The sequence below is a fragment of the Vibrio sinaloensis genome (assembly GCF_023195835.1).
Lineage (GTDB): Bacteria > Pseudomonadota > Gammaproteobacteria > Enterobacterales > Vibrionaceae > Vibrio > Vibrio sinaloensis_C.
Genome location: NZ_CP096199.1, coordinates 2,803,606 through 2,826,142, shown reverse-complemented (window position 1 = coordinate 2,826,142; position 22,537 = coordinate 2,803,606). Strand labels below are relative to the sequence as shown.

Below are 22,537 nucleotides of genomic sequence, written 5' to 3'. Positions count from 1 at the left end.
AGCTTAGAACGCTATGTAATTGATGAGAAACGTCTCTTAGGCCTTTTAATGCGTACTTATTCAGCTCTGATTGGCAGTGAACAAGCACTGATTGACTTTGTGAATGCCAAGTCTGTATCGTCGGCTTGCTTGGTTCAACTGTTCTCCAGCCAATCTGAGCATCTGGTGGCCAGTTACGCAGCTCGCATCATCGAGCGGATACCGCAAGCTCACATCATAGGCCACAGCACTCGCCATGTTATTCATCAACAGCAGATCGTGTCCGGTACGCTGATTGTACTCTCATGTTTTGAACATACCGAGATCACGTCCGCTTGTGTGGCGTTGAGCGACAACCCCGATGCTGAAGCCGATCAGCTATTAACCCAGCTAGCACTCAAGCCGAACTCTAAAGCGATCGTCAGTTTTTCCCAGCATACCCAGCGACACGATTTCAATCTGTATCAAGCGCTCGGCACCATGACTGATGTGCCTATCAGTGGTGGCGTAGCGGCTCATGTGGATGGTAACAGCGAATGGACCTTGTTTGGTCAACAGGTGTTGTACAAACATGCTGTGGCTGTTGCGCTGCATAGTGACCAGCTACAGGTGTGGCGCAATGCGTTCGCTGAGTGGACACCGATTGGTAGCACCTTGACGGTCACCGACGCTCAAGATTCTCGCCTTATTTCGCTCGATCATCAGCCAGCTTATGCGCTGTATCAGCAACGTTTAGCTGAGGGGAGTCGATTAACCTTGGAGCACATGTTGAGCTTCCCACTGCAAAGCCGGTCAAACGGTGCAGTAAGCTGTCCGCGCGAGATATACCCAGACGGAAGTATTGAACTCGACCATCCCGTTAGCATCGGTGATGAAGTGCGGCTGTGTTACAACCACCCCTCGCTAACGTTGGAGCAGGTACGCTACGATGTCAGCCAACTGGCGCGTCACAATCCAGAGTCTGTCTTTATCTACAACTGCGAATCGCGTTTGGAGTTTCTTGAAGGGGTGAGTGAAATCCAACCATTTGCCGAGTTTGAGCACTGCAGCGGCTCGTACTGCCTTGGGGAGCTGTACCGCGATCAACAGCAGCAAATATTGCATCATAGTATGACTTATCTGGCGTTGAGTGAAGATGCCCAACGCCCAGCTTTAACGAATGCGCTCAGTGATGCGTTTCCGGTTTCTCCTCTGTTTCATCTGATCCGCTATTCCATCGCCGAACTTGACCAGACGCGGCTGGAGATGGAGCAAAAGTTGGCCAAACAAACCGAGCGATTGATCAACAGCTATCGGATTGATAAACACACTGGGCTGAAAAATCGTGTGGCGCTGCAAGAGCGGCTGAAGGTCATTAAGCATGATGAGCACATTGTGACCTTAAAGCTGTCGAACTTTCATCAAGTCAATGAAAAGTATGGCTATCAAGTGGCGGATGAGTTAATTCGTGATTTGACCGAGCACTTTACCCAACGACTGAGTGATCTGCGTGGCCTCGATTTCGTCGAGCATCTATATTACATCGGTACCGCAGAGTGGGCGGTGGTGTTCAATGCAGAGACCAGCAGTGAAGCGATTCAGCACGACTTTGCCTTGTTTGCCGACCAAATAGAACACATCAATTTTGAGCCTTACGGTTTGCCTGAAATCGACCATTTGTCGATTTCGATTACCGGAGGCATCGCCAGTCGCTGTGACTTCGCTGATGTGGCGGGTGAAGAGTTGTTGCTCAAGTCTATCGATGCAAGGCGCACCGGTATGGCGCGCAATACCCATTTCTACAATGCCAAAGATTGCGCGCTGAGTCTTGTCGAGCAGCAACAGAAGCTAGAGTTGATGGCCACAGTGAGTCGAGCCATTCTTAATAAACGCATACTCACATACTCGCAGCCGATTTTTTCTGCCCACGATCGTCTCCAGGTTGGCCAAGAATGTTTAGTCCGTATCGATGACGATGGCGATATTATCTCTCCGGGGCGCTTTTTGCCTATCATCGAGGGGACGCATCTCTACACCCGTCTCAGCCGGCATATGCTGACGTCCACCATTGATTATATGAGTGATAAACCTGGCGCGTTCTCCATCAATTTGTCGCCACAAGATATGTTGAGCGATAAAACGCTATGCCTGCTGGAGCAGGCGATCGGTAAACTGGATGATCCTTATCGTCTCGGCTTGGAAGTGCTGGAGTCTGAACAGATCAAAGACTTTGGGCGAATGGCGGAGATTTGCAGCCACTTTAAGCGGATGGGTGTGCGTTTGCTGGTGGATGACTTTGGCTCTGGATACTCCAATATTGACGAAATTATTCGCCTCGAGCCTGATGTGATCAAGTTTGATGGCAGCTTGATTAAATCGATCGATATTGACCCCAAGCAGCGTCAGATCACCGGCCAGTTGGTTAAGTTATGCCAAGTACTCAAAGCAAAAACCGTGGCAGAGTTTGTCCACAACCAAGAGGTGTGCAGCATCGTTGAAGACCTAGGGATTGATTATCTGCAGGGCTTCTATTTCGCCAAGCCGACACGGCTATTTTAAATCCTGGTCTGGCTTTAGTGCATGGCCACTTTTATCTGCTTGAAACACTTTAAGGTAGTGGTGAAAAAAGTGCTCTAACTGCTCGGATTGACGCTGATACCCCAGCTCACTCAACACCTGCGCCCCCACTTCTAAGGTGCATAGATGCCCCGGCTGTTGATTGCGGCGCAACTGATAGCGAGAGTGTGTCGTCGGTTGAAGGCTGAGCTTGGGCAAGGCTTGCAACCAGTCACTTTTGCGCAGCATCTTGCTCGCCTCTTGCCATGTCCCATCGAGAACAATCAACAATGGCTGCTTTTGCTCAGCGTAGTCAGTCATGGTGACGATCGGTTGACTGTCCTCTGTAGGATAGAGCAGATAGGCCTTATAGCGATCGCTTTGGATGAGCTCGATAAGTTTAGGACAGGCGTGAGTTCGCTGCCAAACATGACGGCTACAGGAGGCGAGGCTTTTCTCTAGCCAGCGTCCGGTGTTGGTCTCTCGCGAGGGCTCATTGGGGTGCATCAGTAGCGCAATATGCAGCTCAGCCTCTATGCTAGGGACTAAGTGACACACACAGTGAAAACGCAATTGGCACCCCGGGCAGGCAGGTGGCAGTGACGTCGCCAATGTGCTCATAGTGTGGCGCCTTCTTGCTGCGGCGTTAATCCGTCGGCAAAGAGCTGTACGGCACTGATGTCATCGTAACTGGCAACCGGAGCGACACTTGGGTTGAGGGGATACTGCTCGCCGTCAAACTTGAGCAGATGTTGATTCGGTATCGCGCCGCCACCGCTGACAAAAAACACCAAGTCTTGCCAGCCGTTATGGTTGTTGCGGCCAAGGTTGAGTGGGGTTCGTACTTGGGTGATACGGCTATTGAAGCGCCAGGTTTGTGCTTGATTGTCGAAAATCAGCAAGGTACAGCCGCCGCTGCCGCACCAATCGAGCTGGACGAGCAGCTCATTGTTACCGTCGCCGTTGAGGTCGTACACCAACCAGCGATAGCGAGTACCGGATGCGGGTGTGTTGGTTTGTTTGAAGTAGGTGGCGAGCGCGTTGGCCACCATAGGGTTGTACTCGGCTGATGATGGAACCGCATTGGCATCTTGCACTGAGACTGAGCCGGTGGTTGCGGGTTGGCGTTGCTCGGAGTTAAACAGGATGAGGCCACCATCGGCAATATCGTAAACCACATTGCCTACTTTTTCTTTGTCCGCGGTGAGCGTGGCATCTTGGCGAGTATAGATGCGTTCTGATAACAGAGGTTGCTGTTGGTGGTGAGTCATCACTACCTGGACTTGCTGCTTGTTGAGCTGTTGCCAGTAACCGCGCTCGACCGAGTCAGACTGACCGTTATCGTAGCGATAGGTGGTTGTCGCACTGTGGTCGCGATTCAGGTCGAGGAATACGCTGAAATCTTTGCTTTGGGTGGATGTTGCTTGATAAAAACCGGCCCAGCTCTGGGTCGCATCTTGATTCGACAGGGTGGCGCAGCCCTGATAGGTCTGGTTGTCGAGTTTCAGTATGGCACTCCAGCCATACAAGGAGTCGCTCATGCCGTCGACACAGCTGCGCTGATTCAGCGCCAACTCACCTTGAGCAAATTGGTAACTGCGCTTTTCCGAGTCAATCTTGCTCGACACTAGCTTAAGTGGCTGTGGCTGTTCGCCCATTTTCGCGAATACCCATTGATTGCCATCGAGACGCAGCGACCAAAATGGTTCATTGCCGAACGCGCGTGTTGGCTGAGTCGCTTGATTGCAACGCTGCGGATTTTCCGCGGTGATAAGGTTAAACGAATCGACTACAAAGCGGGCGCTATAGTCGGCGACAAAGCCATCGGCTTTGCCCGTTTCTAAGTGGCCGATGACCTCACCATACAGGGGCTGGTAGGGGCTTCGTACCAGTTTCAAGCCTTGTTGAAAGCGATCGTTCGACAGCTCCAGCCAGTACTGTTTTTTACTGCCACAGGGGGTGATCGAACGGACTTCATGACCCAGCACAATCTCACCGCGCATCACAAAGGGTTGCGCCTGAGTGGAGTTTGGATTGTCCAAACTGGCCAGCGCCGTGGTGGAATCAGGGCGGCTGGTGGACGTTGTTTGTGAACACGCTGTCAATGTCAGCAGGGTGATGAGTGTGGCTGGGTTTCGGAGCGCCTTCATGGTATACCTTCCCTATTCAGAAACTGGCGGACCCTATTATGGCATATTGGCTATTCAAAACAGAACCGGACACCTTTTCTATTGACACGCTTCGTACACAAAATCGCTCATGTTGGGAAGGCGTGCGCAATTACCAAGCGCGGAACATGTTACGTGATCAGGTCAAAGAGGGCGACTTAGTGCTGATTTATCACTCATCGTGTAAGAAGGTTGGCGTGGCTGGAGTGGCAAAAGTAACCAAAGCGGCGTACCCCGACCATTTTGCCTTTGACCCCAGCAGCGACTACTACGATCCCAAATCCACAGCGGACAATCCACGTTGGTTTATGGTCGATATTGAATACGTGCGACACACTGAGCGGTTGATCCCACTGTCGGTCATGAAAACGATGCCAGAGCTGGAGAACATGCCACTGGTAAAACGGGGCAACCGTTTATCGGTGATGCCTGTCACTGAACAAGAGTGGCAGGCAATCCTCGATAAAGAGAAGTTGCCATAATAAACAGGCTGCCAAATGGCAGCCTGTGAGTGTGGTTGGGTTAGAACAGGTGGCGATGTAAGTAGTGGGCGACCGCGTCATCAGCGTTACTGCCAATCACTTCAATGTGCGGCAGTGCCTGTTTTACTTTGTGGTGCGCGGTGGCCATCACCAGCCCTTTGCCCGCCATATCAAGCATCTCGGCATCATTCATTCCATCACCAAAGGCGATACAATTGTCCAAGGTTAAGTTCAGCGACTTGGCAACGGCATCAAGTGCGTGGCCTTTTGACACTTCTGCGGCCATCACTTCTAAACACCAAGGGGTAGAAAACGCGATATTCAGTTGTTGACCAAATTGCTCACGCAGCTTTTGTTCAAAGGTGACTAAATGGTCGTGATCGTGCTCTGGGTGAGTAAAAAATATCTTGGCGATGCCATCGGTTGGCGCCGCAGCGGCGTCGAAACGTTTGTAGCTAAAGCCAGACTCACTATGGAATTTCGCCAGCGTCTCATCATCTCTATCCAGCAACCAATCTTCGTTCTGATACATGTGGATAAAAATTTGCTGATCGTTTCTGATCACATCGATCACGGATTGAACTAGCTCTTCGGGTACATTGTTGCTGTACATCAGTTGATCGTTCTGGTCGTGTACCCGTGCGCCATTTGAGGTGATCATATACGCTGGGATGCCTGCGATTTGGCGAATGCTAGCGACATCAACGTGATGGCGTCCAGTGGCAAAGACAAAAGTGAAGCCTTTTTCATGCAGTGCTTGCAGAGTTTGCTTGGAAAACTCGCTTAACTGGTGGTTAGGTGCGAGCAACGTGCCATCGAGATCCGAAGCCACGATATGAAAAGGAGTATCTTTGCGTGTGTCTGTCATATCACCCTCAGTAAAAGTGCGTTGATGAGCCTGATTAGCTAAGGCTACAGTTTACTTGAAGCGAAAGGGGAAAAAGAGGGTAAAGATCGCTTTCCCGTATTTCCTATTTTAGTACTGGTCGAAGAAAGCCAGTGTGGCGTCTAACGCTTGGTTTCGGTATTGGTCTTGTTCAAACAACAGCTCGTGCTTGGCGCCAACGATCACCTGCAGTTGACTCTCAGGCTGGGTTTTGCTGAGTTTCTTCATTAGGCGTGTTTGCGCGGCGTTGGAGACAATCTGGTCGTCGCCCGCTTGCATGACTAACAGCGGAGTTTTGAGTTGGCGCGTCATCAAATAGCATTGCTTGCACGCCATTAGTCCTTGCCACACCCAACGGGTGCTGGCGCCGCCGATTCTCAGCTCCGGGTGTTGCTCATACAGATCGCGAAACCACTGATAGCGCACTTCACTTTGACTCAATAAATTGCCGACAAAGGGTTTGGGAAAATAAGCGACTTGTCCAGGCGCAAAAGTGGGGGTGGCGTGCCATGCGGTGAGCAGTTGGCCGACCATCAAGGCAAAAGGACGCAAATGCCAAGGCACATTGACACCAAACATGGGGGCGCTTAGCGCGGCGGCATCAAACGGGCTACGGTGGGTTTGCATGTAGCGGGTGGCGATATTTCCGCCCATGGAGTGGCCAAGCAGGTAGCGTTTTTGGTAATGATCGAGCTGAAAGTGACGCACCATAACGTCCAGATCGTGCACATAGTCGTCAAACTCATCGACGTAGCCCATTTGTCGATCTTCGATCATGCGATCCGATAAACCTTGACCGCGATGATCATAGGAGTAGATATCGTAGCCTTGTTGGAAAAGGTCGTAAAACAGCTCTTGGTACTTAGCGCAGCACTCAATCCGGCCATTGACCACGACAATCGCTTTGGTGTGCTCGGCAGAGGTTAAACGGATCCAGTACAGCGATTTCTTGTCAAAAGTTTTGAGGTAACCCTCCTCTCGAGACGACCAGAATGCAGCAATATCGGTTTGGATAGCTTGCTCAAAGTTGGACTCTTGAGTATAAGAAGGAGTAATGTTGTAACTGGAGTCATTCATGGGTGTTAAACCTAAGTTCGATTTCGCGATTCGACAACAACAGATTATGTGTGGCTAGCTCGCTTTAGTCGAGAGGAAAAAACGATGGATATGCATGTTTGGCTTGCTTATGTAGTAACCGCAATCGTCTTTAGTCTGGCACCAGGCTCAGGAACGGTGAACTCAATCAGCAATGGTCTAAGTTATGGAACGCGCCGTTCGCTAGCGGCGATCGCTGGACTGCAAATCGGTTTGGCCATTCATATTGTGCTTGTCGGTGCGGGCATTGGAGCGCTGGTGGCACAATCTGCTCTCGCGTTCAGTGTGATTAAATGGGTGGGGGCGGTCTATCTGGTTTGGCTCGGCATTCAAAAATGGCGCGACCGCTCCAGCATGCATACCGCAGAGAGCAGCCAAGCGCTGTCGGCAGGTACATTGATGCGCAAAGCGGTATTGATCAACCTGACCAATCCGAAATCGATTGTATTTTTGGTGGCTCTGTTTCCACAGTTTATCGACCCTAGCCAAGACCAAATGACTCAATTGCTGGTACTCGGTGTCACCACTGTGGTGATTGATTCCTGCGTGATGCTCGGTTACACCAGTTTGGCCTCGCAAATGGGGCGCTTTATTCGTTCTGAGCGAATGATGTCAAAAATCAACAAGGTCTTTGGCTCGATGTTCATGGGCTGTGGCGCGTTACTCGCGGCCGCCAAAGCCTAACTCGATCCGCGCTCATGTACAGACGAACGCAAGATACCTTTGTTGCTCGACAGCCAATTTTAAACGCCAAGCGGCAAACGCTGGGCTATGAGTTGTTGTTTCGTGATGGTGAAAGTAACGCCTATCCGCAGCATATTGATGCTAACCGAGCAACGTATCGAATAATTGTTGAGAACTTTTTGTCGCTGGGCACCAATCCGGCGATGTCGACCTCTCGTTGCTTTATTAATTTCCCGCAGCAATCTCTGCTGCGCCTGTTGCCCTTATCACTGCCCAAAAACAAAATCGTGGTAGAGGTGTTAGAAACCTGTATTCCCAATGATGAGCTGTATGAGGCGTTGAAACAGATCCACAGTCAGGGTTATATCATTGCCCTTGACGATTTTGTTTATAAGCCTGAATGGGAACGGTTCCTGCCCCTAGTGCATATCGTCAAGATCGACATAATGGCCACCGGGCTTGAGGCCTCTTGCGCTCTAGTTAAAGAGCGCTTAGCGATGGGGGTGAAACGTAAGTTTCTTGCCGAGCGTGTCGAAACGGAAGAGGAGTTTCTCGCCACTCGCTCCGCTGGTTTCACTTTTTTCCAAGGCTATTTTTTTAGTAAGCCTGAAGTGGTACGGCAGCGATATGTGAGTCCTGAGCATCTGATCGCGATGGAGCTCTTTCAAGAGGTGTGTAAGCCGGAGGTGAATTTCCTCAAAGTGGAGCAAATTGTGGCGCGCGATGTGGCGCTGTCATACCAGTTGCTGCGTTTCGTCAACTCGATGTCGGACCGAATCGCGGTGCCGATCTCTTCATTTCGCCAAGCCTTGGTCTATCTTGGCCAAGATAAAATCAAAATTTTTGTCTCACTAGCGGTTGCTTCATACATCTCAGTTAATAAGCCGAGAGAGTTGTATACCCTGTGTTTGCAGCGCGCTCAGTTCTTTATGTTGATGTCGCGCGATAACCCGTTCAGTCAGTATCGTGATCAGGCGTTTTTGATCGGTCTGTTCTCTATGCTGGATGCGATGTTAGATATGTCGCTGACGGATTTAGTGGCTCAGTTGCCGCTATGCTCGACCATCAAGCAGGCCCTTTTAGAGCGCCAAGGCCCATACGGCCAGCTGATCAACCTTGAAGAGTGTTACGAAAGTGCTGACTGGGAGGGAATGGAGAGTGCCTGCCAACAACTGAACCTTTCTATGGGGGAAGTGATGCCCCGTCTTTCTGAAGCTCAGCGCTGGAGCAGTGAGCTGAATCAGGTTTGCTAGGTCAATAGACCCTAATCCCTAGCCAAATATGAAATCTTTATGACAATCTCGCTGACGGGATTGCATCTTCACTCGTTGTTAGGTACATATATTCGCATATCCATATGTGAGTATATAGAGATGTTGCCTCATCAATTTTTCAAACTGCTTGCCGATGAAACACGAGTGCGCTGCCTAATGCTGATCATGCGTGAACAGTGTCTTAGTGTCGGTGAGCTGACCGAAGCCCTAGATCAAAGCCAACCCAAAATTTCTCGTCACCTTGCTCAATTACGCGCGAGTGGCGTTTTGGTGGATGTTCGACAAGGGCAGTGGGTATTCTACCGACTGGCCCCAGACTTACCTGGCTGGATGAAAAAACTCATCGACGATCTAGTGGCGTCTAACTGTTTAAAAACGGAATACCACCAAGATATTGAACGTCTTCATGCCATGCAGGTTCGTCCTGTGTGCTGCCAATAATTGAGTTAAGAGAGTGAACTATGACTATTAAAGTAGGGATTAACGGCTTTGGCCGTATTGGACGTCTTGCACTTCGCGCGGCCTTTGACTGGCCAGAACTGGAGTTTGTCCATATTAACGATGTGGCAGGAGACGCAGCGACGCTTGGCCACTTACTCGAATTCGATTCTGTGCAAGGGCGTTGGCATCATGAGGTTTCTGCTGGCGGTAATGAGTTAGTGATCGCCGGCAAAGTGATCAAAACCAGCCAAGAGAAAGCGATCGATGCGGTCGATTGGTCTGGCTGTGACGTGGTGATTGAAGCCACGGGTGTTCACCGTAAAACTGAGTTGCTCAACTTGTATTTGGAACAAGGGGTCAAGCGCGTAGTGGTATCGGCACCAGTGAAAGAGCCGGGTGTGGCGAATATCGTGGTTGGCGTTAACGATGAAATTTTCGACCCGAGTCTTCATCGTATCGTCACAGCGGCGTCGTGTACCACCAACTGTATTGCGCCAGTAGTGAAAGTGATTCATGAGAAACTCGGTATCGAGCAGTCTTCATTTACCACGATTCATGACTTAACCAATACTCAAACGATTCTCGATGCACCGCATAAGGATTTACGTCGTGCGCGCGCTTGTGGCATGAGTTTGATCCCAACCACCACAGGCAGTGCGACCGCGATTGTCGAAATCTTCCCTGAATTGCAGGGTAAGATCAACGGACACGCGGTACGCGTACCGCTGGCGAACGCCTCGCTGACCGACATCATCTTTGATGTGAAACGTGATACCACCGCTGAGGAGGTCAACGCCCTGCTGAAAGAGGCCGCTCAAGGTGAACTGCAAGGCATTCTTGGTTTTGAAGAGCGTCCTTTAGTCTCGATTGATTATCGTGGTGACCAGCGTTCGACCATCGTCGATGCGCAGTCCACTATGGTCGTTGGGACTCGCATGGTTAAAATTTATGCGTGGTACGACAATGAGATGGGCTACGCGACTCGCACTGCCGAACTGGTGCGTAAAGTCGGTTTAGCGTAAGGAGATAGTGATGACACACCCAACCTGGCAATTAAATCTAGACAGTGGCGCGCTGGTTCTTACTCCCTGCCCAGGGACCAAAGGCGTCGACCTTAATACGTCGTTGGCTCAACTCAAGCAACAAGGTGTCGAAGCGATCGTCACCGCGCTCGATGATGCTGAGTTAGCCAGTAAACAAGTGGAGGCGTTGGGCCGTGAGGCGCAGCAACTCGGTATGCAGTGGTTCCAAATCGAGATTGAAGATGACTGTGCACCGGGTGAAGGTTTTGCGGCTAAGTGGCAGCAAGCAAGTCCGGTTCTACACAAGATTGTTGATCGTGGTGGCAAAGTCGCTATGCACTGTATGGGGGGCTCGGGTCGTACAGGCCTGTTTGCGGCGCATTTACTGCTTGAAAAGGAATGGCCTTTAGAGCGCATTATCGAGCAGGTGCAAGCACTAAGACCAGGGGCATTTACCAAGCCAGTACAGCTTGAATACATTACCTCGGTAGCGGCGCGATAGTCCGGTTAAGGGCTTTTGGTCACCCATAGGTCAAAAGCCCTTGTTATCGAACCAAGCAAAAGGTGAGAACACATGTTATCGAGTTTGAGTAAAAGCGTTCGCCAGTACATGCTGGTGACTTTCAATTACTGGAACTTCACCATCACCGATGGTGCATTGCGAATGTTGGTCGTGCTCTATTTTCATGATCTGGGCTACTCCACCTTAGAGATTGCCTCCCTGTTCTTGTTTTATGAGTTCTTTGGTGTCGTGACCAACTTAATCGGTGGTTGGCTGGGGGCGCGTCTGGGGCTGAATAAGACCATGAATATTGGCCTTGGAATGCAGATCTTTGCCTTGGCGATGTTAGCGGTTCCGACAAGTTGGTTGACCATCCCTTGGGTGATGGCAGCTCAGGCTCTGTCTGGTATTGCCAAAGATTTGAACAAGATGAGTGCCAAGAGCTCGATTAAGACCTTGGTGCCAGACGAGCAGCAAGGTGCGCTGTACAAGTGGGTTGCCATATTAACCGGTTCGAAAAACGCGCTGAAAGGGGCGGGCTTTTTTATCGGTGGTTTATTGCTGTCGCTGGTGGGCTTTAAATACGCGGTATTGTTGATGGCCAGTGTGCTGACGTTGGTCTTCATTGGCAGCCTGATTGGACTTGAGAGCAATATGGGTAAGGCCAAAAACAAGCCTAAATTTATCCAGATTTTCTCTAAGTCGGAGTCGATTAATATCTTATCGGCGGCGCGCTTGTTCCTATTTGGAGCGCGGGACGTTTGGTTTGTCGTGGCGCTGCCTATCTATCTTGGCTCGGTATTTGGTTGGTCACACCTATCGGTCGGTGGCTTTCTTGCCGCGTGGACCATTGCTTATGGGTTTGTGCAAGGCGTCGCGCCACGAATTACCGGTAAGGCGCAAGGAAAAGTGCCCGACGGACAGGCGGCTCTGCTCTGGGCCGGGTTGCTGACTTTGGTGACGGCGTCGATAGCCTATGCCGTACAGATTGGCTGGCAGCCACAGTTGGTGATTGTCGGCGGACTGATGCTGTTTGGAGCGATTTTTGCCGTCAACTCATCACTACACTCCTACTTGATTGTCAGTTATGCCAAAGGAGATGGTGTCTCACTCGATGTTGGATTCTATTACATGGCCAATGCGATGGGGCGCTTGATTGGTACCATTCTCTCCGGGTGGGTATTCCAAATGGCGGGACTCTCTGCCTGTTTGTGGGTATCGGCTGCATTCTTGCTCCTGACCAGCATTATCTCGTTAAGATTGCCTAAACTGAATCAAGTGACCGCCTAGTCAATCGCCAACAGTGTTAACCAAAAGCTGACCTAGCCGATACCTAGGTCAGCTTTTTTGTTGCTATAGTCGCCTGATATCCACCAGTGATTTATCACTAAGCTATTTATCACCAAGTAATGAGGTACTGTGTGAGAGAAAGGGTACTGTTTTTTGATACGTTGCGCTGCGTTGCGGCGATAGCGGTGATAGCGATTCACGTATTAGCGCCGTATCGTCAGCAGCTTGGTCTGATCTCATTCGATGCTTGGGCCAGCGCGGTGACCATCAATAGCGTTTCTCGCTGGGCAGTGCCGGTGTTCATTATGATCACCGGCGCGTTAATGCTGACCGACCGTCGCCCATTTGACCTTCGCTATTATCTGAAGCGTCGGCTGGGTAAAGTGTTGGTGCCGTTTGTGGTTTGGTCGCTATTTTACGCTTTGCTCTCTGGAGTCACATTAAACGGCTACGATGTGAGCGTGACCGAGCAGGTTCTGACCCAAAGCCCGTGGCATGCCACCTACTACCATCTCGGCTTCTTTTACTACTTTATTCCGCTCTATTTTTTGATTCCTTTTTTTCAATTTGTGCTGCGCCAGTACGGTAATCATTCGCTCTACCTATACGTTGCCTTATGGCTTTTCACCACGCTGCTCTATCTGGCGGGGATCGACGGCGTATGGAGTAATCAAATGTGGCTGTACAGTGGCTACTTACCGCTCGGTTACTTACTTTATCAACGCGTTCCCATCGGGCGTGGCAGTGTCTTGCTGTTTACCTTGTTCGGTGCGCTGGCTTTAGCCACAACGGCTTGGATGGTGATTGGCGATAGCTTGGCTGCTGAAAAGTATAGTGTGGGCCGTTGGCTGTCATACAAAACCCTGAATGTGGTCTTGGCGGCGAGTATGGTGTTCATGCTATGTCGTTATTTTACCGAGCGGCTATCAAGCCGAACCCAAGGTGTATTGAGCGTGATTAGCCAACACAGTTTGGGTATCTACTTGCTACACCCCATTTTTTTGTGGCCGATGAAAACCTTCGGTTGGTATCAAGGGCACCCATTGTGGGTCATACCGGTTTGGACTGTGCTCAGTGGTTGTGGCGCCTTAGGGCTGAGTTATCTGCTGTCACGCTCAAGCAATACGCGTTGGTTACTGCCCTAGCGGTTTAGCGCGAAGTGAATGAAGGTGTCCCCTCTATACGTGAGTATGCCTTGATCGCCGGGGTTGAGGGCATGGAAGTAGTGCACGCCAACTTGAAACTCGCGCTTAGGGCCAATGCGTCCTTTTTGCACGTAGATCCAGTACTCTTGGTCTTCTTCTCCTGGTTGAGGGTCGTCAATGGCAATCGACTGTTTATCAAGAATCGTCACCTCAATGTGTTGCTCCGGTGCATTTTCCCCTTGAATGTGTTTACGGTATAGATGTGTGAACGCCCAGCCACTAACAAGGGCAATAACAGCAATAGCAATAAACAACGTGATCGGCATGATATTCGTATCCCCTATGGTTTGTGCTCATACTAGCGATATTTTACTAATGATTCTGGGCACGGGTCTTGCTGCAAAAACAAAGTGACCAGTGTGACAAATTTATTCGAGGCATATCACACTTGATCGGGGTTTGATGTCGCAACGTTTTTTACTCTTTGATTCTTTTATACAAATCGGTTTGCAAGCGGAATAAAAAGTGGGACATTAGATAGAAGAAGGATCAAATACCCCCTAAACTTAGAGCGTGGAGGGATGTTATGTCTGATATCGAAAGCGTAGTGACACGAACCAGAAAGCTTGAGTCGCTACTACGAACTCAATATCACGCGGATGGAAAAGGACTGCATCAGCTGATCACCAGCTGTGAAGAGCGTTTGCCTCATGATGTGATTGAAAAACTGCGTTATATAGCGACGATACGCAATAAGATTGTCCATGAACACGATTTCCAGTTAGACAGTCGCAAGCAGTTTATGACAGTGTGTGATGAGTGTGAGAAAGAACTTACGCCGCGCAGCAGTCGTTTTGTGTGGCGGGCGGCAATTACATTGATGACTTTGATCACCTTAGCGGCATTGGTGTTTTACTATGCTCATTGGGATGAATTGTCCAAACATTTGTAATCGGAAGGCCAAAACCCCACTTTTTATACTTTGCTGCAAATGTCGACATGTCGCCGATTTTTGCATCTAAATGACTAAAAAATTGCTACATATATCAAAAAGGGACGCATTTGCGTCCCTTTTTGTTGGTGTCTTTTAACTTAGTACATCATCGGCAGTGTCATTAGGCCTACGACAACGGCGATCATTACAAGTCCTTGTTTTTGTGAAGAAGAAATCATAGCACTGCTCCTGTAAATTGATGATTGAAGGTATGTTAAGCAGAATAACAGCTTTTTACTGGTTAGATCAAGGATAAGTGTCATTAAGCTCCAAAAAAATAACTTTTCTCCTGTCGATTAATGTCTTTTGTCGTAAGTTTAATGAAATTTTTTGCTTGTTAGGTGGTGGTTGTGTCGGTTGAAAATTGTCACATTATCACTATAAATATCTGTTTTTATTTATTTTTTAGATTGGCCAATTGTTGGCTAGTGATGTTTTGTTCTATTTATGCGGCTTATTGTAGTTGAGATCTTCCTGAGCGGACATATCCGTTATTTAGAAATTTTCTGTGTGTAGGTTTTGGTTTTGGTTGCATATTGTTAGCGGGTATTTGTCAGCGATATCGAGCTAAAATTTTTGGTTTTACATATTCACAACAAAGTTGAACTTAGTTAACCAGTTAATATTAAATAGTTTTTTCTATTTTCATGTGGGTGGTGTTTGGATTTTTTCACTTTTGGAGCGTTCAGTGGTGCTAGGGGCTATTTGCTTAGAATGCAACATGCTTGTTTAGCTGCGGGTGTTTGGCGAGAAAAAAGCACGGCAAGAGAAGTATTATCAAGATCCAAGTTTTGCCGTTCGAAACTAGACATCTTTTTCGTGCTGCCTACACTAGCAGCTCGTTTTTTATGAGGTGTTCGAATGTGGGGCTGGCTATCGGTTGCCTTGTCTGGGTATATCAGTATTTCCGCGATTGAAGGAAATCACATCAAACAAGCAACGGTGTTTAAAACATTAACCTTGCTGATGCTGCTGGTGATGCTTTGGAGTCAGGAGAGGCTGATTGGCGTCGCTGTTTGGTGGGTCTCGCTGGGACTGCTTGTGTCTATCGTCGCTGATGGACTCTATATCCTCAAAAAGCACCTAAGACTCTGTTTTGCCGGATTCATCACCGCCCAGCTCTGCTATAGCGCTTCATTCTGGGTAAAGCTGTCAGGTGATATTGTATGGTGGCTACCTGCGATGCTGCTAGGCATTGGTGTCGTCGCCTTTTTCCTGTTGTTGCCCAAAATTGATCGACTCATTTTTCCTGTCGTCATGATGGGTATGGTGCTGCTACAACTTAATTGGGCGGCCGGTGAGGTGTGGTTGCTCAATCGCACTGTTGCGAGTGCGCTCGGTTTTACCGGATCATTAACCTTAACCCTTTCGGCAATGCTGCTAGCCATCCATGATTATCGCCATCCGATTGATAAAGGGCGTTATCTGATCTCTGGCAGTTATCTACTCGCCCATAGCCTGATTACTGCTTCTTTACTTATCTAAAATCAATGAAGATAACTGGCCTCGCTCATATCCTTAGCCAAACACGATTAATGAGGACGCCCTATGGCCAGTGATATTCACGCCCACAAAGTATTAGCCGCATTGCGAGAGCACCCGATGACTAAAGCCGAGCTTGAGCATTGGGTTAACACTGAATTTGGCGAAGCGGCCCGCTTTCGCACCTGCAAATGTCAGGGTTTCGATTTGCAGCGCTTGCTTGATTTCTTTCTTGAGCGAGAGAAAGTCATCGTGTGCGATGGTGTATGGACAGTGAATGCAGAGCGAGTCTGTCAGCACTGATCTCGGCCGCTTGGGCGTATGCTCAACTGATGGCGATAAAAGAATAATTCCAAATTAAGCAACGAGGTTGTTATACTTCCGCGACTTCGCTTTGCCTGACTGATTATCACTTTGGAGGTCCCTAATGGACATTCTTTCTGCCGCGACCATGCTGTTTTTGATCATGGATCCGCTTGGCAATTTGCCTATTGTCCTGTCGATCTTAAAGCACTTAGATCCCAAGCGCCGACGTAAAGTTTTGATCAGAGAGCTGTTCTTTGCCCTTGGGATTTTGATGCTGTTCCTGTTTGCTGGAAAAAGTATTCTTAACTTCCTTCACGTTCAGCCTGAAACCTTGAGCATTTCTGGCGGCATCATTCTGTTTATTATTGCGATCAAGATGATTTTCCCCAGCGGTGGCAGTATTACTGGACTCGCCGCCGGTGAAGAGCCGTTTATTGTGCCAATGGCGATTCCAATGATCGCCGGGCCCTCGGTTATTGCTGCATTGCTGCTGCTTTCCAGTCAACACCCAGACAAGTTGTTAGAGCTCTCTGGCGCGGTTTTGCTGGCTTGGGGGGTAACCTTCTTTATTCTGATGTTCTATAACTTCTTCCACCGTATTTTGGGTGAGCGGGGATTGAAAGCGGTTGAACGTTTGATGGGTCTGTTGCTGATCATGATTTCGACCCAGATGTTCTTGGATGGGGTCAAAGGGTATATGGCCTAGCAATACAAAATAGCCGCTCAGATGAGCGGCTATTTTTTTAAGACATGTACTTGCGGCGGATATCAAGCAGCGAAAAAATACCGAATATCAAGATCGACCATTTTTCCCAACGGCTTATCTTCACTTTATCCCCAAATGCACCGATGAAAATCGCCATTTGCAGGCCATGCATAATGAACAAAAAGGCGGTCATGATGTACAAGGCGATAGCTGCATTGCCGGGAAAAGGCATGAAGATATTGACAATCAACACCAACCAGACAAAACCGATTGCGCCTTTGGCTAACCATATTAATGCTTTCATTTTACTGTCCTTGCGGTAGAGGTTGACGATTAAACAAGCGGAAGCTCACTTGGCCTGCAGTTTTTTCACGATGCAGATGCCAGTGCGCAGGGATCACACCATCGAGCGAGAGTTCTTTCTCTGTTTCAACATAGATAACAGCATGCTCGGCCAGCCAACCATTCTGCTCAAGGAGTTGAGTCACTTCATTTAAAAGGCCTTGGCGGAAAGGTGGATCGATAAACACCACATCATGTGGCGTTCCTTGCTGTTTTAAATAGTTTAACGCATCACTATTGATTGGGTTGAGATTACTGGCGTTCAGAGCAGCAATGTTGGTTTGTAACTGCTTAAAGGCGGTCGGGTTTAGCTCAATTAAGGTTACCTTATCGGCCTGGCGAGATGCCGCCTCAAAAGCCAGTCCACCGGATCCTGAAAACAGGTCGAGACACTTGGCTCTCGGAACATCTTGTGCGATCCAGTTAAACAGAGTTTCTTTAACGCGGTCTGTGGTGGGTCTTAAGCCTTGTGCATCGTGCACAGGGAGTTTACGTCCTCTCCATAAGCCGCTAATAATACGAACAAAGCCGGTTGAGGGCTTTTTTTGTGATGTGTTTTGCTGGCGACGTCTTACCATAGATTTTTTGACCGCTAATAAAGTGATACTATAGCCAGTCGCTCTGCTGTTGAGCGCTAACATACAGCCCTAATTTGTTGATGACAGAGTGTATACCATCACTCTAATAGTGAAAACTGCTCGCTCTGCTGTCATTTTTCTTTTGTTGCCGACAACAAACACGGCAAAAAAGAGTCTGAGTTAATTAAGACGATCTAGGATAGCCCCAGATGACGGAAAAAAAGAAGCGCGGATTACTCTCATGGCTTGGTTTTGGTGACGATGAGCCAACTAAGCAATCCGCCGAAGAACAACAACCGACCGAACAACAGTCAAACGACGAACCCTCACCAGCGCTTGACGAACCTGAAGTAGAGCCGAAGACTGAGCTAGCAGAAGCAGAAGCAGAAGCAGAAGCAGAAGCAGAAGCAGAAGCAGAAGCAGAAGCAGAAGCAGAAGCAGAAGCAGAAGCAGAAGCAGAAGCAGAAGCAGAAGCAGAAGCAGAAGCAGAAGCAGAAGCCATTGAACCGGTAGAGGTTGTCGAGCCACCACAAGCCGCTGCGCCTCGTGTCGCCGAACAAGAAAAGCCGAGTGAAGGCTTTTTTGCGCGTCTCAAGCGTAGTTTAGCCCGCACCAAAGCCAATATCGGTGCTGGTTTCTTTGGTCTCTTCAAAGGTAAGCAGATCGATGATGAACTGTTTGAAGAGCTGGAAGAGCAACTGTTGATCGCCGATGTCGGTATGGATACCACACTGAAAATCATCGACAACTTAACCGAAAAAGCGTCCCGTCAAGAGTTGAAAGATGGTGAAGCGCTTTACGGCCTGTTGAAAGAAGAGATGGCGGAGATATTGTCTCAGGTCGAAAAACCATTGCAAATCGATGCTGAGAAAACGCCGTATGTGATTTTGATGGTAGGTGTAAATGGTGTGGGTAAAACCACCACGATCGGTAAACTCGCCAAGCAATTCCAAGCGCAGGGTAAGAAAGTGATGCTGGCAGCAGGTGATACGTTCCGTGCTGCTGCGGTTGAGCAGTTGCAAGTGTGGGGCGAGCGCAATAACGTGCCTGTCGTTGCTCAACACACGGGGGCCGACAGTGCGTCGGTCATCTACGACGCCATTGAGTCGGCGAAAGCCAAAGGAGTTGACGTGGTCATCGCTGATACCGCGGGACGCCTTCAAAACAAAGCGAACTTGATGGAAGAGTTGCGTAAAATTGTGCGTGTTATGCAGAAAGTCGATGGGTCTGCACCGCATGAGATCATGCTGACCTTGGATGCGGGTACCGGGCAAAATGCCATCAGCCAAGCGAAGCTGTTTAGTGATGTCGCACCATTGACCGGCATTACTCTCACCAAGCTCGACGGTACTGCGAAAGGCGGGGTGATTTTTGCCCTCGCAGACCAATTCCAGATCCCAATTCGTTACATTGGTGTGGGCGAGGGTATTGACGACCTGCGTCCATTTGAGACACAAGAGTTTATCGACGCGCTATTTAGTCGTGACGAGTAATCGCACGGGTGCGCAGCAAGGTGTGTCCTCGCTGCGCACTAAGCGCCGCTATTAACACGGTATAGAAGTTCGCAAGAGGGATTTCGGGTGATAAAGTTTCAGCAAGTGAGCAAGGCTTATCGCGGTGGACGACAAGCGCTGCAGAAAGTCGATTTTCATCTGCGCCGCGGTGAAATGGCTTTTCTTGGCGGCCATTCCGGTGCCGGTAAGAGTACTCTGCTCAAATTAATTTGTGCGATTGAGCGACCAACCGACGGTAAGATCAGTTTCAACGGTCACGATATCACGCGAATTCCGAATAAAGACATTCCCTTCCTACGCCGCAATATCGGCATTGTGTTTCAAGATCACCGGTTGCTGATGGATAGAACCGTGTTTGACAATGTCGCCCTGCCGATGCGCATTGAGTCGATCACTGAAAACGAAATCAAACGTCGCGTATCGGCTGCGTTGGATAAAACCGACTTGCTCGACAAAGCCAAATGTTTGCCCAGCCAATTGTCTGGGGGCGAACAACAACGTGTCGGGATTGCGCGCGCTGTGGTGAATCGTCCCACGCTGTTACTGGCTGATGAACCAACAGGTAACTTAGATCCTGAGCTATCCAATCGCGTGCTGAAATTGTTTGAAGAGTTCAATCGTGCTGGAGTCACCATCTTACTGGCGACCCACGACATAGGTTTGGTCAACACCAGGCCGCAATATCGACATTTAGAACTGAATCAAGGATTTTTGAGCGAGGTGGAAGACTATGGCCAATAAACCTCGCAGCCGAGCGACCGCGACCGCCAAGAATCGAGTCAAGAAAGACAGCTTTCTTAAGGTGCACTTTAAACAGGCCAAGCACTCATTGCGTGAGCTTTGGCAGCGCCCCTTGGGTAACTTGCTGACGCTGGCGGTGATCTCGATGGCATTGGCGATGCCTTCAGTGTTGTATTTGCTGGGCAAAAACATAGCTCAAGCCTCGAGCGATGTGACCAGCCCGTCACAAGTCAGCGCTTATATTCAAGAGCGCACCCCAGAAGCGCGAGTGATGGTGCTTAAAGATCAGCTGGAAAGTGATGCCGACGTTGCTCAAGTGGAATACATCTCACCGCAACAAGGCTTGGATGACTTAAGCCAATACTCCGGGTTTGAGCAGGCGATCAGTCTACTGGATGACTACGCGCTGCCCGGCGTATTAGTGATCACACCAAGCAAGGATGACCAACCAATGATCAAGCAGTTGGCCGACCGAGTCGCGCAGTGGGAAGAGATTACCGATGTGCGTCTGGATGAAGACTGGTTGACTCGCCTTGATGCGATTAAAAACCTGGTGAGTGGCATTGTGATCACGCTGTCGGTGTTGATGTTAGGCTCGGTGTTTTTGATTGTCGGCAACACACTCAGGTTTAATGTGTTGGCCAACAAGGAAGAGATTCAAACCATGAAGCTGATTGGTGCGACCAACAGCTATATTCTGCGTCCCTATCTCTATTCAGGCATGTGGTTTGGTGTCCTTGGCGCTGTGAGTGCATGGATCTTAACCGCGCTGATCACCGTATTACTCAACAGCCGCGTCGAACAGTTGGCCTTGTTGTATGACAGTCGTTTCCGCTTAGTTGGGCTAAGTTGGGATGAGTCTTTATTGCTGGTGATGCTAGGGACATTCCTCGGCTGTTTGGCAGCCAAAGTATCCGCTCAACGTCATTTAAAAGAGATTGAGCCGGTGTAGTGGGAACCCTTTGACTTGGACGTTGTCATACTATTGAAAAAAGTAGACGCTACCGTATACTTCCTACTTGTATAGACGATTTGTTTATGCATAATTGCTTTCCCCTGCTTGAATCTTGTTCATTTTAGGTTCAAGATTGATGGGTTAAAACTTAGTCCAGATCAGAGATTGATGAGGAACGGAATGACTAACCAAGCATATCCAATGGCGGTTGTTACACAAGATAGCTTAGACAGCTATATCCGCTCAGTAAATAGCTACCCAATGCTGACTGCTGAAGAGGAACGTGAACTTGCTGAGAGACTGCATTACGACGGTGAAATCGAGGCGGCAAAAGGTCTGATCCTTTCGCACTTGCGCTTCGTGGTACACGTCGCTCGAGGTTATTCTGGTTACGGCCTTCCAATGGCCGACCTTGTTCAAGAAGGCAACATTGGCCTAATGAAAGCCGTTAAGCGCTTCAACCCAGAAGTGGGTGTACGTTTGGTCTCTTTCGCTGTGCATTGGATTAAAGCTGAAATCCATGAATACGTATTGCGCAACTGGCGTATCGTCAAAATTGCTACCACCAAAGCGCAGCGCAAACTGTTTTTTAACTTGCGTAAGTCGAAAAAGCGCCTGGGTTGGTTTAACAATGGCGAAGTCGAGACAGTGGCTAAAGAGCTTGGTGTAGAGCCAGCTGAAGTCCGCGAAATGGAGTCTCGTCTGGCCGCACAAGACGCAGCGTTCGAGATGCCAAACGACGACGATGACTCAGCGTCAGCCTATACCGCCCCTATGGTGTATTTGGAAGACAAGTCGTCAGACGTTGCAGACAATGTCGAAGCCGCCAACTGGGAAGCACACACCAATAATCGTCTCAGCTTAGCGTTGAGCAGCTTGGACGAGCGTAGTCAGCACATAGTGCGCTCGCGTTGGTTAGAAGACAGTAAGGCGACGTTGCAAGAACTGGCTGAAACCTACAATGTGTCTGCGGAGCGCATTCGACAGCTTGAGAAGAATGCAATGAAAAAGCTTAAAGCAGCGGTGGGTGAATTCTAAGTCGCTCAACACAGATGACGAAAAAGCCGAGATCGAAAGATCTCGGCTTTTTTATTATCTGATCACCGCAAAGCGAGCTAAAGGGATCGTTTTGCCCAATCTGTCCTGTGGGTAACTCTGTGAGAAGTTTCTTGGCTATCTGTCAGAAAGCAGGGTGAATAAAGGGTTGGCATCGCTGTTGTCGATGGGGATAGTTTTCTCTTTACACACAATCAAATAAGGATCATCACTATATGTTGTGGATCCAAGTTGCTCAAAACACCTTATCAACGTAATCCACAAACTTATCCACAAATGGTTGAATTATGATCGCTGGTGGATAACCCTACAGCCATAGAGTACTTGTTGACCACTGGATAGGTTACAATGGCGTGAGAT

General features: G+C 49.1%; 24 protein-coding genes. 17 read left to right on the top strand and 7 right to left on the bottom strand.

The features are described from left to right. Positions 1-48: 48 nt before the first annotated feature. The gene (locus MTO69_RS12910) at positions 49-2,517 is read left to right on the top strand and encodes a bifunctional diguanylate cyclase/phosphodiesterase (RefSeq protein ID WP_248329775.1); all 2,469 of its coding nucleotides are present in this window, start codon (positions 49-51) and stop codon (positions 2,515-2,517) included. On the opposite strand, the gene MTO69_RS12905 is transcribed toward MTO69_RS12910, so the two are convergent. Then, positions 2,509-3,135, bottom strand: a complete 627-nt coding sequence (locus MTO69_RS12905; RefSeq protein ID WP_248329773.1) for a tRNA-uridine aminocarboxypropyltransferase — start codon at positions 3,133-3,135, stop codon at positions 2,509-2,511. The genes MTO69_RS12910 and MTO69_RS12905 overlap by 9 nt on opposite strands. Continuing rightward, on the bottom strand, positions 3,132-4,664 hold the full coding sequence (locus MTO69_RS12900; protein ID WP_248329771.1) for a COG3650 family protein: 1,533 nt from the start codon (positions 4,662-4,664) through the stop codon (positions 3,132-3,134). Before MTO69_RS12900 ends, MTO69_RS12905 begins: the two co-directional genes overlap by 4 nt. Positions 4,665-4,702: 38 nt before the next feature. Here MTO69_RS12900 and MTO69_RS12895 point away from each other — a divergent pair, with 38 nt between their 5' ends. Next, positions 4,703-5,164 (top strand): EVE domain-containing protein, encoded by a 462-nt coding sequence (locus MTO69_RS12895; protein WP_248329769.1) that lies wholly within the window; start codon positions 4,703-4,705, stop codon positions 5,162-5,164. 40 nt (positions 5,165-5,204) lie between these two features. Here MTO69_RS12895 and MTO69_RS12890 read toward each other — a convergent pair whose 3' ends face one another. Together MTO69_RS12890 and MTO69_RS12885 are read right to left on the bottom strand one after the other, a co-directional pair. After that, positions 5,205-6,032 carry a Cof-type HAD-IIB family hydrolase gene (locus MTO69_RS12890; protein ID WP_248329767.1) on the bottom strand — a complete coding sequence of 276 codons (828 nt, stop codon included), beginning with the start codon at positions 6,030-6,032 and terminating at the stop codon, positions 5,205-5,207. Between the two features lie 108 nt (positions 6,033-6,140). Beyond that, positions 6,141-7,127, bottom strand: a complete 987-nt coding sequence (locus MTO69_RS12885) for an alpha/beta fold hydrolase (RefSeq protein WP_248329765.1) — start codon at positions 7,125-7,127, stop codon at positions 6,141-6,143. Between the two features lie 84 nt (positions 7,128-7,211). On the opposite strand from MTO69_RS12885, the gene rhtB reads away from it, so the two are divergent. From rhtB to MTO69_RS12850, 7 genes are all read left to right on the top strand, one after another. Beyond that, positions 7,212-7,829, top strand: coding sequence for a homoserine/homoserine lactone efflux protein (gene rhtB, locus MTO69_RS12880; protein ID WP_248329763.1), 618 nt, complete (start codon positions 7,212-7,214; stop codon positions 7,827-7,829). 14 nt (positions 7,830-7,843) lie between these two features. Beyond that, a complete protein-coding gene (locus tag MTO69_RS12875) occupies positions 7,844-9,082 on the top strand; it encodes an EAL and HDOD domain-containing protein (protein WP_248329761.1) in 1,239 nt (412 codons plus the stop codon). Between the two features lie 120 nt (positions 9,083-9,202). After that, positions 9,203-9,544 carry a metalloregulator ArsR/SmtB family transcription factor gene (locus tag MTO69_RS12870; protein ID WP_248329759.1) on the top strand — a complete coding sequence of 114 codons (342 nt, stop codon included), beginning with the start codon at positions 9,203-9,205 and terminating at the stop codon, positions 9,542-9,544. Positions 9,545-9,564: 20 nt separating this feature from the next. Further along, positions 9,565-10,566 carry an ArsJ-associated glyceraldehyde-3-phosphate dehydrogenase gene (locus tag MTO69_RS12865; protein ID WP_248329757.1) on the top strand — a complete coding sequence of 334 codons (1,002 nt, stop codon included), beginning with the start codon at positions 9,565-9,567 and terminating at the stop codon, positions 10,564-10,566. Between the two features lie 10 nt (positions 10,567-10,576). Beyond that, positions 10,577-11,068, top strand: coding sequence for a cyclin-dependent kinase inhibitor 3 family protein (locus MTO69_RS12860; protein ID WP_248329755.1), 492 nt, complete (start codon positions 10,577-10,579; stop codon positions 11,066-11,068). Between the two features lie 72 nt (positions 11,069-11,140). Further along, positions 11,141-12,358 carry an organoarsenical effux MFS transporter ArsJ gene (arsJ, locus tag MTO69_RS12855; protein ID WP_248329753.1) on the top strand — a complete coding sequence of 406 codons (1,218 nt, stop codon included), beginning with the start codon at positions 11,141-11,143 and terminating at the stop codon, positions 12,356-12,358. Between the two features lie 131 nt (positions 12,359-12,489). Further along, on the top strand, positions 12,490-13,503 hold the full coding sequence (locus MTO69_RS12850; RefSeq protein WP_248329751.1) for an acyltransferase: 1,014 nt from the start codon (positions 12,490-12,492) through the stop codon (positions 13,501-13,503). Here the strand turns inward: MTO69_RS12850 and MTO69_RS12845 are convergent. Next, complete coding sequence (locus tag MTO69_RS12845; RefSeq protein WP_248329749.1) at positions 13,500-13,829, bottom strand: DUF2500 domain-containing protein; 330 nt, start codon at positions 13,827-13,829, stop codon at positions 13,500-13,502. The two genes, MTO69_RS12850 and MTO69_RS12845, sit on opposite strands and share 4 nt — an antisense overlap. 260 nt (positions 13,830-14,089) lie before the next feature. On the opposite strand from MTO69_RS12845, the gene MTO69_RS12840 reads away from it, so the two are divergent. The 4 genes from MTO69_RS12840 (at position 14,090) to MTO69_RS12825 (ending at position 16,991) form a co-directional block, all read left to right on the top strand. Beyond that, entirely contained in the window at positions 14,090-14,455 is a 366-nt protein-coding gene (locus tag MTO69_RS12840; RefSeq protein WP_248329747.1) for a DUF4145 domain-containing protein, read from the top strand. A 903-nt stretch (positions 14,456-15,358) separates the two neighbouring features. Next, positions 15,359-15,982, top strand: a complete 624-nt coding sequence (locus tag MTO69_RS12835) for a lysoplasmalogenase (RefSeq protein WP_248329745.1) — start codon at positions 15,359-15,361, stop codon at positions 15,980-15,982. A gap of 63 nt (positions 15,983-16,045) precedes the next feature. After that, the gene (locus MTO69_RS12830; RefSeq protein WP_248329743.1) at positions 16,046-16,282 is read left to right on the top strand and encodes a YecH family metal-binding protein; all 237 of its coding nucleotides are present in this window, start codon (positions 16,046-16,048) and stop codon (positions 16,280-16,282) included. A 124-nt stretch (positions 16,283-16,406) separates the two neighbouring features. Then, on the top strand, positions 16,407-16,991 hold the full coding sequence (locus MTO69_RS12825; protein WP_248329741.1) for a YhgN family NAAT transporter: 585 nt from the start codon (positions 16,407-16,409) through the stop codon (positions 16,989-16,991). A gap of 37 nt (positions 16,992-17,028) precedes the next feature. Here the strand turns inward: MTO69_RS12825 and MTO69_RS12820 are convergent, their stop codons facing one another. Then, positions 17,029-17,295: a DUF1145 domain-containing protein gene (locus MTO69_RS12820; protein ID WP_248329739.1), complete on the bottom strand. Its 267-nt coding sequence runs from the start codon at positions 17,293-17,295 to the stop codon at positions 17,029-17,031. 1 nt (position 17,296) lies between these two features. After that, the gene (gene rsmD, locus MTO69_RS12815) at positions 17,297-17,911 is read right to left on the bottom strand and encodes a 16S rRNA (guanine(966)-N(2))-methyltransferase RsmD (RefSeq protein WP_248329737.1); all 615 of its coding nucleotides are present in this window, start codon (positions 17,909-17,911) and stop codon (positions 17,297-17,299) included. A 209-nt stretch (positions 17,912-18,120) separates the two neighbouring features. Here rsmD and ftsY point away from each other — a divergent pair, with 209 nt between their 5' ends. The 4 genes from ftsY (at position 18,121) to rpoH (ending at position 22,159) form a co-directional block, all read left to right on the top strand. Beyond that, a complete protein-coding gene (ftsY, locus tag MTO69_RS12810) occupies positions 18,121-19,404 on the top strand; it encodes a signal recognition particle-docking protein FtsY (RefSeq protein ID WP_248329735.1) in 1,284 nt (427 codons plus the stop codon). A gap of 87 nt (positions 19,405-19,491) precedes the next feature. Then, positions 19,492-20,166 carry a cell division ATP-binding protein FtsE gene (gene ftsE / locus MTO69_RS12805; protein WP_248329733.1) on the top strand — a complete coding sequence of 225 codons (675 nt, stop codon included), beginning with the start codon at positions 19,492-19,494 and terminating at the stop codon, positions 20,164-20,166. Then, positions 20,156-21,118, top strand: a complete 963-nt coding sequence (gene ftsX / locus MTO69_RS12800) for a permease-like cell division protein FtsX (protein WP_248329731.1) — start codon at positions 20,156-20,158, stop codon at positions 21,116-21,118. The genes ftsE and ftsX overlap by 11 nt, the downstream gene beginning before the upstream one ends. Positions 21,119-21,301: 183 nt before the next feature. Continuing rightward, positions 21,302-22,159, top strand: a complete 858-nt coding sequence (gene rpoH / locus MTO69_RS12795; protein WP_248329729.1) for an RNA polymerase sigma factor RpoH — start codon at positions 21,302-21,304, stop codon at positions 22,157-22,159. Positions 22,160-22,537 lie beyond the last annotated feature (378 nt).